10 protein-coding genes are annotated in these 12,558 nt (G+C 63.0%); 7 read left to right on the top strand and 3 right to left on the bottom strand.

The genetic code is table 11. From position 1 onward, the window contains the following. The first annotated feature begins 37 nt into the window (after positions 1 to 37). Positions 38 to 553: a metal-dependent hydrolase gene (locus NCS02_RS16215; protein WP_008353661.1), complete on the top strand. Its 516-nt coding sequence runs from the start codon at positions 38 to 40 to the stop codon at positions 551 to 553. 27 nt (positions 554 to 580) lie between these two features. Further along, positions 581 to 1,075: an LEA/WHy family protein gene (locus NCS02_RS16220; RefSeq protein WP_175979188.1), complete on the top strand. Its 495-nt coding sequence runs from the start codon at positions 581 to 583 to the stop codon at positions 1,073 to 1,075. Here NCS02_RS16220 and NCS02_RS16225 read toward each other — a convergent pair. After that, positions 1,072 to 1,497: a cupin domain-containing protein gene (locus NCS02_RS16225; protein WP_008353659.1), complete on the bottom strand. Its 426-nt coding sequence runs from the start codon at positions 1,495 to 1,497 to the stop codon at positions 1,072 to 1,074. The two genes, NCS02_RS16220 and NCS02_RS16225, sit on opposite strands and share 4 nt — an antisense overlap. A gap of 221 nt (positions 1,498 to 1,718) precedes the next feature. On the opposite strand from NCS02_RS16225, the gene NCS02_RS16230 reads away from it, so the two are divergent. From NCS02_RS16230 to NCS02_RS16250, 5 genes are all read left to right on the top strand, one after another. Further along, complete coding sequence (locus NCS02_RS16230; RefSeq protein WP_250502890.1) at positions 1,719 to 6,584, top strand: NAD-glutamate dehydrogenase; 4,866 nt, start codon at positions 1,719 to 1,721, stop codon at positions 6,582 to 6,584. Positions 6,585 to 6,769: 185 nt separating this feature from the next. Next, a complete protein-coding gene (locus NCS02_RS16235; RefSeq protein WP_175979191.1) occupies positions 6,770 to 7,453 on the top strand; it encodes a CsgG/HfaB family protein in 684 nt (227 codons plus the stop codon). Positions 7,454 to 7,481: 28 nt separating this feature from the next. Continuing rightward, positions 7,482 to 7,844, top strand: a complete 363-nt coding sequence (locus NCS02_RS16240; protein WP_008353656.1) for a DUF4810 domain-containing protein — start codon at positions 7,482 to 7,484, stop codon at positions 7,842 to 7,844. Positions 7,845 to 7,853: 9 nt separating this feature from the next. Beyond that, positions 7,854 to 8,528 carry a DUF799 domain-containing protein gene (locus NCS02_RS16245; RefSeq protein ID WP_250435634.1) on the top strand — a complete coding sequence of 225 codons (675 nt, stop codon included), beginning with the start codon at positions 7,854 to 7,856 and terminating at the stop codon, positions 8,526 to 8,528. Between the two features lie 408 nt (positions 8,529 to 8,936). Then, positions 8,937 to 10,325, top strand: coding sequence for an FAD-binding oxidoreductase (locus NCS02_RS16250; protein ID WP_250435635.1), 1,389 nt, complete (start codon positions 8,937 to 8,939; stop codon positions 10,323 to 10,325). A 51-nt stretch (positions 10,326 to 10,376) separates the two neighbouring features. Here the strand turns inward: NCS02_RS16250 and NCS02_RS16255 are convergent, their stop codons facing one another. Beyond that, positions 10,377 to 10,733 carry a host attachment protein gene (locus NCS02_RS16255; protein WP_250460406.1) on the bottom strand — a complete coding sequence of 119 codons (357 nt, stop codon included), beginning with the start codon at positions 10,731 to 10,733 and terminating at the stop codon, positions 10,377 to 10,379. A gap of 123 nt (positions 10,734 to 10,856) precedes the next feature. Beyond that, a complete protein-coding gene (gene scpC / locus NCS02_RS16260) occupies positions 10,857 to 12,353 on the bottom strand; it encodes a succinyl-CoA:acetate CoA-transferase ScpC (RefSeq protein ID WP_175979195.1) in 1,497 nt (498 codons plus the stop codon). Positions 12,354 to 12,558: the final 205 nt, after the last annotated feature.

A 12,558-nucleotide genomic window follows, 5' to 3' on the forward strand; every position in this document is an offset into this window, starting at 1 on the left:
GCCCTCTTCGGGCAAGGGCGACAAAGGCGGTTTCTTCATGGCATCGAGCAAGGCTCATCATGCGACGGGATGGGCGGCAGGCATCATCGCGGCGGCGATCGTGACGCATCCGGCCACGGCGGGCGGCGCGAACATGCTCGCGGGCGTTTTCGCGCTGCTCGCGGGCGTCGCCGGGGCGACCGCGCCGGACTGGCTCGAAGTCGCGTGGTGGACGCGCGCGCGCAAGCTCTGGATCACGCATCGCACGCTCACGCACTGGGGCATCGGCTGGGTTGCGCTGCTCGCGCTTTCGTATCACTTTCTCGGCCGGCATCCGGCGGCGCCCGTCGCGTTCGGCTTCGCGTGCGGCGGGCTCATGCATCTCTTCGCGGACTGGCCGAACCCGCTCGGCGTGCCTTGGATCGCCGCGCGCCATTCGCTCAATCTATGGACGAGCGGCCATTGCGATCTGATCATCGTCGCGGCTGCGTGGGCTGCAGCGCTTTTCGTCGTCGACGATGTCTGGTTTCATCATGTCTATGGCCGCATGCTGCTGAACGCACTACATATCTAGCACGACATCGCGAGGAGTCACGTTCTCATGCAACCGAATCCCATGCGCAATCGCTTCGCTTTCTTCCTTGCCGCCTTTCTCGCGATGCTCGCGCTCGGCGGCTGCGCGGGCTTCTTCAATCGCGACGCGATGCGCGTGAGCGTCGCGGGCATCGAGCCGCTCGAAGGGCAAGGGCTGGAGATGCGTTTCGCCGTGAAGCTGCGCATTCAGAACCCGAACGACGCGCCGATCGACTTCGATGGCGTCGCGCTCGATCTCGATCTCAACGGCCGCGCATTCGCGAGCGGCGTCAGCGATCAGCGCGGAACGGTGCCGCGTTTCGGCGAAACGGTGCTGTCCGTGCCGGTGACGGTATCGGCATTCTCGATGGCGCGCCAGGCGTTCGGCTTCGCGAGCGGCGACACCGTCAGCAAGGTGTCGTATGCGGTGCGCGGCAAACTCGCGGGCGGCGCGTTCGGCGGCGCGCGCTTCGCCGACAGCGGTTATGTCGATCTGCCGGGCATGGGCGCGCCCGGCTACTAGGGCGCGGACGGCTCCCACGGATCGTAAGGCACGACGCGATCCGCCTCGTTGGCGTCGTTGCGGGCGATCACGGCGCGCGCTGCTTGCGTCGCGCTCAGATTGACCGGCTGATGCGGCACGCCCGGCGGAATGAATACGAAGTCGCCCGGCTCGTTGATGACCGATTCCGCCAGTCCCGGCCCATAGCGCGTCTCGATGCGTCCTTCGAGTATGTAGATGCCGGTCTCGTAGCCAACGTGGATGTGCGGCTCGCCGCGTCCGCCCGGCGGCACGACGACGATATGCATCGCGAGTCCGCGCGTGCCCGCCGTCTTCGCCGACAGCCCGATGAAATACGGCAGATGCTGAACCGTCGCGAGTTGCTCTTTCGGACGCACCGTGACGACCGTCTGCTGCGCTGTCTCTTCAGTGAAATCCTGCATGGCGATGCCTCCGTGAGCCGCTCTTCAGCTATCGACAATAGTCGAAAGCCGATGTCGCGCAAAGGTCATGCGATGCGGCTAACGTAGCCGGAATGCGCGCACCGTCTTTGTGCAACCGCACATGCCCGACCCGCGAGCGATGCGCCGGGGCGGCGCATAATCTCCTTGATTCGAAGCGCGAGCCGCAATCGCACCGCAACCGAAAGCCTCGGGAGGACACCATGCTGGTCAAGAACGAAGCGCGGGTCGAACATCTCATCAACGATCTTCTCGAGTTCGCGAGAGGGCGATTGCCGGAGCCAAGCTTCAAGGTCATCGAGCCGCTGCTTCGCTATTACTACGAGCAGGTCGATGTCGAGGATATCGCGAGCCGCGATGTCGCCGATCTCTACGGCGCCGCGATGGCGCACTGGCAGACCGCGCAGAAGTTCGTGCCGGGGCGCGAGGTGCTGCGCGTCTACAACCCGAATCTGGAGCAGCACGGCTGGCATTCGGATCACACGGTCGTCGAGATCGTCAACGACGACATGCCGTTTCTCGTCGATTCGGTGACGATGGAACTCAACCGCCTGGGGCTCGCGCTGCATTCGGCGATTCATCCGGTGTTTCGCGTCTGGCGCGCGAGCAAGGGCGCGCATACGGGCGAGATCGAGCGCATCGGTCAGGGTCATGCCGAAGCGGGCGACGGCAACTCCGAGCTCGAATCGTTCATCCATTTCGAAGTCAATCGCTGCGGCGACGGCGAGCGTCTCGACGAAGTGCGCGAGAACATCGCGCGCGTGCTCGGCGACGTGCGCGCGGCGGTCGAAGACTGGCCGAAAGTCACCGAGGCCGCGCGTGTAGCGATAGACGATCTGAAGGCGCGCGATACGACGCCCGACGGCATCGAGTCCCGCGCGTTCCTCGAATGGATGGTCGCCGATCACTTTACGTTCCTCGGCTGCCGCGATTACGAACTCGTCGAGCATGAAGGCGGCTTCGCGCTGCGCGGCGTGGCCGGCTCGGGCCTCGGCATTTTGCGCGAAACCTTGCGCGCGCCGTCCGACGGGGACGTGACGCCGCTGCCGCCGGGCGCGGCCGCGATCATCGAAGGCGCGGCGCCGATCTTTCTGACGAAGGCGAATTCGCGCGCGACGGTGCATCGGCCGGGCTATCTCGACTATGTCGGCGTGAAGCGCACGTCGCCGGATGGCAAGGTGATCGGCGAACGGCGCTTCCTCGGTCTCTATACGTCGACGGCGTATCTCGTGCCCACGTCCGAGATCCCGATCGTGCGCCGCAAATGCGCGAACATCGTGCGGCGCGCGGGCTTTCTCGCGAAGGGGCATCTGGCGAAGTCGCTTATCACGGTGCTCGAACAATATCCGCGCGACGAACTGTTCCAGGCCGATGAAGACGTGCTCTTCGATATCGCCATCGGCGTGCTGCGTTTGCAGGAACATCAGCGCACGCGGCTTTTCGTGCGGCGCGACCGCTTCGACCGCTTCGTGTCATGCCTCGTCTTCGTGCCGCGCGACAAGTTCAACACCGACTTGCGCCGCCGCATCAGCCGTGTGTTGATGGAAGCGTTCAACGGCAAGAGCATCGAGTTCACGCCGCTCCTGTCCGAATCGCCGCTCGCGCGCATTCATATCGTCGTGCGTGCGGACAGAGGCGCGATGCCCGAAGTCGATACCCGCGAACTCGAAGCGCGCGTCGTGCAGGTCGCGCGCCGCTGGCAGGACGATCTCGCCGATGCGCTCATCGACAGTCACGGCGAGGAAGCGGGCAACCGGCTCCTGCAGCGTTATGCCGATTCGTTCCCGGCGGGTTATCGCGAGGACTATCCGGCGCGCACGGCGGTGCGCGACATCGAATTGATCGAGGCGACGCATACGCGGCCCGGCGGCTTGTCGATGAGCCTGTACCGGCCGATCGAAGCCGGACGCCGCGCGTTTCGCTTCAAGGTGTATCGCGTCGGCGATCCGATCGCGCTGTCGCACAGCCTGCCGATGCTGGAGCATCTCGGCGTGCGTGTCGATGAAGAGCGGCCGTATCTGATCGAGCCGACCGGCGCGCCGAATGCGTGGATCCACGATTTCGGGCTGGAGTTGCAGGACGACGTGGAATTCGATATCGATCGCGTGAAGCCGCTCTTCGAAAACGCGTTCGCGAGCGTGTGGTCGGGCGAGATCGAGAACGACGACTACAACCGTCTCGTTCTGCGCGCGGAGTTCGGCGCGCGCGACGTGACGATCATGCGCGCCTATGCGAAATATCTGCGGCAGGTTGGCTCGACCTTCAGCGATGCGTATATCGAGCGCGCGCTGATCGGCAATCCGCTGATCGCGAAGAAGCTGCTGCAACTCTTCATGGTGCGTTTCGATCCGGCGCGCGGCGGCTCGGCGGAAGATCGCGACAAGGCCGCCGAACGCGTGCTCGCCGATATCGAAGCCGCGCTCGACAAGGTGCCGAATCTCGACGAAGACCGCATCCTGCGTCAGTTTCTGGGCGTCATCACGGCGACGGTGCGAACCAATCATTTCCATCGCGATGCGCAAGGCCAGCCGCGTCCGTATGTGTCGTTCAAGCTCGATCCGTCGATAGTGCCGGGCTTGCCCGAGCCGAAGCCGATGTTCGAAATCTGGGTCTATGCGCCGCGCGTCGAGGGCGTGCATTTGCGCGGCGGACGCGTTGCGCGCGGCGGGCTGCGCTGGTCGGACCGGCGCGAGGATTTCCGCACCGAAGTGCTCGGCCTCATGAAAGCGCAGATGGTGAAGAACACGGTAATCGTGCCGGTCGGATCGAAAGGCGGCTTTGTCGTGAAGAATCCGCCGCCCGTATCGGATCGGGAAGCGTTTCTCAATGAAGGCATCGCGTGTTATCAGATGTTCCTGCGCGGCCTGCTCGACGTGACCGACAACCGCACGCCCGATGGCATCGTGCCGCCGCCCGATGTCGTGCGCCACGATCCCGACGATCCGTATCTCGTCGTCGCCGCCGACAAGGGCACGGCCACGTTCTCCGACTACGCGAACGCGATCGCGCACGAATACGGCTTCTGGCTCGACGATGCCTTCGCGTCCGGCGGGTCGGTCGGCTACGACCACAAGAAGATGGGCATCACGGCGCGCGGTGCGTGGGAATCGGTGAAGCGGCATTTCCGCGAGATGAACTTCGATACGCAGACGACCGATTTCACCGTGGTCGGCATTGGCGACATGTCCGGCGACGTCTTCGGCAACGGCATGCTGCTGTCGCGCCATATCAGGCTGATTGCGGCGTTCGATCATCGGCATGTGTTTCTCGATCCGACGCCCGATGCGGCCACGAGCTTCGATGAGCGCGCGCGTCTTTTCGCGCTGCCGCGCTCCAGCTGGGCCGACTACGATCCCGCATTGATCTCGACGGGCGGCGGCGTCTATCCGCGCACGGCGAAGTCGATTCCGATCTCGCCGCAAGTGCAGGCGGCGCTCGGCATCAGCGCATCGGTGCTCGCGCCGAACGAACTGATCCGCGCGATCCTGCTGGCCGAGGCGGATCTGCTCTATAACGGCGGCGTCGGGACGTATGTGAAGTCGAGCGCGGAGACGCATCAGCAAGTCGGCGATCGAACGAATGATGGCGTGCGCGTGAACGGCGCGGAACTGCGCGTGAAGGTCGTCGCGGAAGGCGGCAATCTCGGGCTCACGCAACTGGGGCGCATCGAGTTCGCGCAGAAGGGCGGCCGCATCAATACGGATGCCATCGATAACTCGGCGGGCGTCGACTGTTCGGATCACGAGGTCAACATCAAGATTCTGCTTGGCCTCGTCGTCGCGGATGGCGAGATGACCGAGAAGCAACGCAACGCGCTGCTCGCCGAAATGACCGATGAAGTCGGCCTGCTCGTGCTGAAGGACAACTATGCGCAGACGCAGGCGCTGTCGATCGCAAAGCGCCATGTCGCCGAAACGCTCGACGCCGAAGCCCGCATGATGCGCTTCCTCGAACGCGCCGGGCGCCTGAAACGGCGCATCGAGTTCCTGCCGAACGACGACGACATCAACGAGCGCGCGGCGGCGAAGTCGGGGCTGACGTCGCCAGAACGCGCGGTGCTGCTCGCGTACGGCAAGATGTGGCTCTACGACGAACTGCTCGAATCGGACGTGCCCGAAGACGCGCTCGTCGCGGACATGCTGCCCGAGTATTTCCCGAAGCCCTTGCAGCAGCGCTATAGCGAGACGATGCAGCGCCATCCGCTGAAGCGCGAGATTCTCGCGACGCATCTGACGAACGCGCTCGTGAATCGTGTGGGCTGTACGTTCGTGCATCGGCTGATGGAAGAGACCGATGCGCGCCCGAGCGATATCGTGCGCGCGGCGCTGATGTCGCGCGATGTCTTCGATCTCGACGATTTGTGGCGCAGCATCGACGGACTCGACAACATCGTCGCGGATGAAGTGCAGGCGCGCATGTTCGTCGATGTCGTGCGTCTGCTCGACGATACGTCGCTGTGGTTCCTGCGTCATCTGAAGCACAACGGATCGGGCTCGAACGAGGCGAAGGGTTTGCTCGCGCGTTGCCGCGAGGCGGCGCTTCGACTCGCGCCGCAACTGCCGGCGCTCTTGCCCGCGACGCAGCTCGACGCGTGGTACGCGCGGCGGCGCGATCTGGAGGATGCGGGCGTCGAGAGCAGTCTCGCGGCGCGCGTCGCGAGCGGCGAGATCGCGACCGCCGTGCTCGACAGCGCGGAAGTGGCGGCGTGTTCCGGGCGCGGCCTGGAGCTTGTGGCGAGCGTGTATTTCGGCATCGGCACGTTGCTCGATTATCGCGGCATCGCCGAACGGGCGATGGCACTGCCGATCACGACGCACTGGGACTTGCTCGCGCGCGCGGCGGCGCTGGAAGAGCTCGCGCGATTGAAGCGCGCGCTGACGGTGAGCGCGCTCGAACAGTCGCGCGGCATCGATGCGCCGGATGTGATCGTCGAGAGCTGGCGCGCGAAACGGCAGGACGCGCTGGATCGGTACACGCGCTTGCTGGCCGAATTGCGGGCGAGCGGCGGCGCGAGTTTGTCGATGCTGCTGGTGGTCGTGAGGGAGATGGCGGTGCTGGAGAGAGCGTAGGGACCGTGGGGATTGGCGGCCTTTTATCAATTCTCAACAAATCGTCTCAGGCGTTCCCCTCGGCACTCATTTTTAGGAACTGTCCTTCTTTTTGAAAGATTTGAATTGCCAAATAATTGTCGATTTTTCGAAAGCACCTGTCTGACGGCAGGTGTTTTCAAGATTCGACGTTTTGGAGGCAATTCATGAGCGTTATCAAAGGGCGCCTGGCGATCGCGGTTGCGGTCGCGTCCGTTGCAGTTCTGTTTGGCGGATGCGCGACCGAGGCGTCGCACTCGGTTGCGGTTCCCGCCGTCGCGAGTTCCCAGAAGCCGTTCGCGGGCAAGCCCGTGCCCGTGGCCATCGGCAAGTTCGACAATCGCTCGAATTACATGCGTGGCGTGTTCTCGGATGGCGTCGATCGCCTCGGCAGTCAGGCGAAGACCATCCTCGCCACGGCCTTGCAGCAAAGCCGACGCTTCACCGTGCTGGATCGCGACAACCTTGGCGAAACGAAACAGGAAGCCGGGTTCGCGAACAAGGCGCAGTCGATTCGAGGCGCGAATTACATCATCACCGGCGACGTGACGGAGTTCGGCCGCAAGGATGTCGGCGATCAGCAATTGTTCGGCATTCTCGGACGCGGGAAGACTCAGGTGGCCTATGCGAAGGTCAGCCTCAATATCGTCGATATCGCCACGTCCGAGATCGTGACGTCGAGCCAGGGCGCCGGTGAATTCAGTTTGTCGAGCCGCGAAGTGATCGGCTTCGGCGGAACGTCGAGCTATGACTCCACGCTCAATGGCAAGGTGCTCGATCTTGCGATCAGCGAAGCGGTCAATCACCTGGCCGAACAAGTCGATGCCGGCGCCCTGCCGGCCGCAAAGTAATTCCACTCGTTTTCATCCGAACAACAACATGATCGTCAAGATTCACAAACTGACCGGCTTCGCGCTGCCGGTCGCGGTGGCGTGCTCGCTGCTGACGGGTTGCGCAACACAGACCACGTCGCTTTATCAATGGGACGGCTATCAGCCGCAGGTGTACGAATACTTCAAGGGACAAACGAGTCCGTCCGACCAGATCGCCGCACTCGAAGCGGCCCGCGAGAAGGTCTTCGCAAAGGACAAGACATTGCCTCCGGGTTTTCGCGCGCATCTCGGCATGTTGTACGCGACCGTGGGCAAGGGCGCCGAGGCTCGTCAGCAATTGACCGAGGAAAAGGAGCGCTTTCCCGAGTCGTCTACGTATATGGATTTTCTGTTGAGCAAACTTCAGTAAGCACCGACCATGACTTTCAATATTTCCCGCAAACTCATCGCGGTGCTGTCGGTCCTCTTGACGATGACCGCATGCGCTTCGCGCTCGCCGAGCCAGACGGACTACACGGCGTTCCGCAACAGCAAGCCGCGTTCGATTCTCGTTCTTCCGCCTGTCAACGACTCGAAGGATGTTGGCGCGACCTACGGCATGCTGTCCCAGATGACGATGCCGCTCGCCGAGGGCGGTTACTACGTCGTGCCGGTCGCCGAGATGGAAGAGACCTTCAGGCACAACGGTCTGACGACTGCAAACGACATCCAGGACGTTTCGGCGGCGAAGCTGCGCAGCATTTTCGGCGCGGACGCAGCGTTGTACACGAAGATCACCGCATACGGCTCGTCGTATCAAGTGGTCGCGAGCACGACTCAGGTCACGGCCGCGGCGAAGCTCGTCGATCTGCGCTCAGGCGAAACGCTTTGGAGCGGTTCGGCCACGGCGAATGGCAAGGAGGTCGGCACGAACGTGAGCGTCGGGTCCGGTCTCATTGGCGCGCTTGCGCAAGCTGCTGTCACGCATGTCGTGAATGTCACCAGCGACAAGTCATGGGCCGTTGCGGGACTCACTAGTCAGCGCTTGCTGGCAACGGGTGGATCGAACGGTCTGCTGTATGGGCCACGCTCGCCGAAATACGGAACGGACTGACCGGGACATAACGCGAGAAGCGACAACGCGCCGAATCATCGGCGCGTTTTTTTTCGCCGATTAAACCGTCGTTTCCTTAATAGATGATCGTTAAATAAGGAATACACAGCAAAGCCATGAAGCACTGTATCCACTCGCTCGCCGCATCGGCAACTTTGTCCGATACATGCTAGATCGCATGCACGATTTAACTGCTCGGGCACTTTACATCGCGTAAATCAAGGCATTAAATCAACAGGCGGGCCGAAGCGTCCGCTTGTTGCAATTCATCCCCGTTCTCGTGATTTCTCCGACGTGCATCCGATCGACATGCCACGCACGATCCGATGGCGGGTTCCTTGCGCTTTCGCGTACCAACTGGCAGGGTCGGACACGTCGCGGCGCTTCATATAGCAGCGAGGTCTCACAATGAGCAACATTTCAGGCGAAGCGATCGACACCCTCAAGGCGTCGGTGCGAGGCAGGCTCATCACACCGTCGGATTCCGATTACGACGAAGCGCGCAAGGTCTGGAACGCGACTATCGACAGGCGCCCCGCGCTCATCGTGCGTTGCGCCGGCGCGGCTGACGTCATCGCCGCGCTAGCGTTCGCGCGCGAGCAGGGCGTACTCGTTTCGATTCGCGGCGGATCGCACAACATCGCGGGCAGCGCAGTCAGCGACGACGCCTTGATGATCGATCTCTCCGCGCTGAAGTCCGTGCGTATCGATCCGCAAGCGAAGCGCGCCTATGTCGAGCCCGGCGCGCTGCTCTCCGACTTCGATCACGAAGCGCAGGCATTCGGCCTCGCGACACCGCTCGGCATCAACTCGACGACGGGCGTCGCCGGTCTCACGCTCGGTGGCGGCTTCGGCTGGATCAGCCGCAAGTTCGGCGTGACAGTCGACAATCTCGTCGCAGCGGAGATCGTCACGGCCGACGGCACCTGGCGCCGCGTGAGCGCGGACAGCGAGCCCGATCTCTTCTGGGCATTGCGCGGCGGCGGCGGCAACTTCGGCGTCGTGACGCTCTTCGAATATCAGCTGCATGAAGTCGGTCCGCAGATATACGGCGGCCTCGTCGTCTTTCCGCTCGAACAGGCGAATGAGGTTCTGCCGAAGTATCGCGAGTTCGTCGCGCAATGTCCCGACGAGCTCACCGTGTGGGCCGTGCTGCGTCTCGCGCCGCCGCTGCCGTTTCTTCCCGAGGACGCGCACGGCAAGCCCGTGGTCGTGTTGGCGAGTTGCTATGTCGGCCCGGTCGAAAACGGCGAAAGGGCGCTCGCGCCCGTACGCAGCTTCGGCACGCCCTATGGCGAACATCTCGGCGCGATGCCGTTCGCAGCATGGCAGAAGGCATTCGATCCGCTGCTCACGCCGGGTGAGCGCAACTACTGGAAATCGCACAACTTCGCGAGTCTGAACGACGCAACCTTCGACATCCTGACGAATGCGGTGAAGTCGCTTCCGTCGACGCAGTGCGAGGTCTTCATCGGCGCGATGGGCGGGCAGACGAATCGCGTGCCGGTCGATGCAACCGCTTATGCGAATCGCGATTCGATCTACACGATCAACATTCACGGCCGCTGGAGCGAGGCCGCGGACGACGAGAAGTGCACGAAGTGGGCGCGCGACATGTTCTCCGCGATGACGCCGCATGCAATCGGCAGCGTCTACGTGAACTTCATGACGGGAGAAGAAGGAGACCGTGTGAGAGCGGCGTATGGTCCGAATTACGAGCGGCTCGCCGAAGTGAAGCGGCGCTACGATCCGGATAACCTGTTCCGCAGCAATCAGAACATCACGCCGGCGGCGTGACGGCAGGTGCGTCGTGTTTCGCGATGAAACACGACGCACCGCAAGCGTCGTTCAGGGCCGGTTCAGTTGACGGCCGATATCGCGCGTGCCGAACTTCGACGCGTCGTTATCGGCTTCTTCGTAGACGAGCTTGAGCGTTTCGACGCTCAGATATTGACGCAAGAGGCCCAAAAATCTTGGCTCGACCGCGAGACGCAGCCGGTCGAATCGTTGATGCAAGCGGCTCCGTTCGAGATAATCCGCGACGGCCCGCGCGAACTTCTCACGATCCATTTCTGCCGTTTCGGTCGCGCGCGGCGCGGGGTTCCTGAGGTCCTCGACTTGCCGCAAATCCAGCTTCAATCCCTGCGTTTCGAAGATCCGGGCACGGCTGCCGTCGGCGGCGAGAACCCAGGTGATGGCGGTCATGATGCTCCTCCTGTTCGCCAGCCCAAGCGGGCTCCCGCCATTGTGCGCCTAATCTTCGTTTAGCGGCTTCGTTGTCGCCCCGCATTCGTTTTCGCGGCGCAGCAACGCGCGCGCGAATGTGCATCAAGGCAGCATCGAACCGCTCGCTGCGAAGCGCGTGTGGAACGAAAACGCCTGATCGAGGCGATGCGGCGTATGTCCGCCGAGCGCTGCTGCATCGCGGTAATAGTCGCGCAAAAGATCGCGATAGAGCGGATGCGCGCAGTGCTCGATCACGCTCATCGCGCGTTCGCGTGGCGCGAGGCCGGTGAGGTTGGCGAGCCCGCGTTCGGTCACGACGATATCGACATCGTGTTCGTTGTGGTCGCAATGGGGCACCATCGGCACGATGCTCGAGATACGGCCGTCCTTCGCGACCGATTTCGTCGCGAACACCGCATACGCCGCATTGCGCGCGAAGTCGCCCGAGCCGCCGATGCCGTTCATCATGTGCGTGCCGCCGACGTGCGTCGAATTCACGTTGCCGTAGATGTCGGCTTCGAGCGCCGTGTTGATCGCGATGAGACCGAGACGCCGAATCACTTCAGGATGATTGCTCACTTCCTGCGGCCGCAGCACGAGCCGGTCGCGATAGCGTTCGATCTCGTTGAACACTTTCTCCTGCCGTTGCGCGGACAGCGTGATCGACGCGCCCGATGCGAACGTCGCCTTGCCTGAGTCGAGCAGATCGAAGGTCGAGTCTTGCAGCACTTCGGAATAGATCGTCAGCGCTTCGAACGGCGACGCCGCGAACCCCGACAGCACAGCGTTCGCAATGGTGCCGATGCCGGCCTGCAACGGCGGCAACTGTTTCGGCAGACGCCCGCGCGAGACTTCATGCTGAAAGAACTCGATGAGATGACCGGCGATCAACGCCGTGTCCTGGTCGGCGGGCAACACGGTGGATGCGCTGTCCGGCTTGTCGGTGATGACGATCGCGGCGATCTTCTCGATCGGAATCTCGATGGCGGCCGCGCCGATCCGGTCATGCGGGCGCACGATCGGCAGCGCTTCGCGCGCGGGACGGCGCTCGGGAATCCAGATGTCGTGCAGGCCTTCGAGCGAGAGCGGCTGCGCCAGATTGATCTCGACGATCACGCGTTCGGCGAGGATCGCGAAGCTCGCGGTATTGCCGACCGAGGTCGTCGGCACGATGCCGCCGCTCTCGGTGATCGCGGCTGCTTCGACGATCGCGAGGTCGAGCTTGCCGAGGCGATTCGCGCGCAGCAGTTCGACCGTCTCCGACAGGTGTTGATCGACGAACATTACGTCGCCGCGGTTGATCGCGCGGCGCAAGGTCGTGTCGACCTGAAACGGCAGGCGTCGCGCAATCGCACCGGCTTCGGTCAGGATGCGGTCCGTGTCATGACCGAGCGATGCGCCCGTCATGAGCGTGATACGCAACGGTTCGTCTTCCTCGCGGGCGCGGCGCGCGATTTCGAGCGGCACGGCTTTCGCGTCACCCGCGCGCGTAAAGCCGCTTGCGCCGACGATCATACCGTCGCGAACGAGTTGAGCCGCTTCGGCGGCCGTGGTGATTTTTCCGCGCAACGCGGCACAGCGAATACGATCTTCGTACATCGACGTCTATCTTCAAGAGCTTCGTTTAACCGAAGGCGATTATAGGTAGCGCGGTTTGCCGTCGAAATCGCAACGTTGAAAGACATTGTTCCAATGCCGTGCGACATTGCGCTTTGTCCAAATCGATGCACGCGAGCGCGTTCGCACGCGCCATGAAAGTGCGGCAAAAGAGCGCGCTGGCGAAAAATCGATTCGACTATAAGAC

The sequence above is a fragment of the Caballeronia sp. NCF2 genome, assembly GCF_023631205.1.
Lineage (GTDB): Bacteria > Pseudomonadota > Gammaproteobacteria > Burkholderiales > Burkholderiaceae > Caballeronia > Caballeronia zhejiangensis.

What these genes read in the sequence shown, in the direction of transcription:
- NCS02_RS16215 (WP_008353661.1), top strand. Translation starts at nt 38, where the DNA reads ATGGCATCGAGCAAGGCTCATCATGCGACGGGATGGGCGGCAGGCATC.
- NCS02_RS16220 (WP_175979188.1), top strand. Translation starts at nt 581, where the DNA reads ATGCAACCGAATCCCATGCGCAATCGCTTCGCTTTCTTCCTTGCCGCC.
- NCS02_RS16225 (WP_008353659.1), bottom strand. Translation starts at nt 1,497, where the DNA reads ATGCAGGATTTCACTGAAGAGACAGCGCAGCAGACGGTCGTCACGGTG.
- NCS02_RS16230 (WP_250502890.1), top strand. Translation starts at nt 1,719, where the DNA reads ATGCTGGTCAAGAACGAAGCGCGGGTCGAACATCTCATCAACGATCTT.
- NCS02_RS16235 (WP_175979191.1), top strand. Translation starts at nt 6,770, where the DNA reads ATGAGCGTTATCAAAGGGCGCCTGGCGATCGCGGTTGCGGTCGCGTCC.
- NCS02_RS16240 (WP_008353656.1), top strand. Translation starts at nt 7,482, where the DNA reads ATGATCGTCAAGATTCACAAACTGACCGGCTTCGCGCTGCCGGTCGCG.
- NCS02_RS16245 (WP_250435634.1), top strand. Translation starts at nt 7,854, where the DNA reads ATGACTTTCAATATTTCCCGCAAACTCATCGCGGTGCTGTCGGTCCTC.
- NCS02_RS16250 (WP_250435635.1), top strand. Translation starts at nt 8,937, where the DNA reads ATGAGCAACATTTCAGGCGAAGCGATCGACACCCTCAAGGCGTCGGTG.
- NCS02_RS16255 (WP_250460406.1), bottom strand. Translation starts at nt 10,733, where the DNA reads ATGACCGCCATCACCTGGGTTCTCGCCGCCGACGGCAGCCGTGCCCGG.
- scpC (WP_175979195.1), bottom strand. Translation starts at nt 12,353, where the DNA reads ATGTACGAAGATCGTATTCGCTGTGCCGCGTTGCGCGGAAAAATCACC.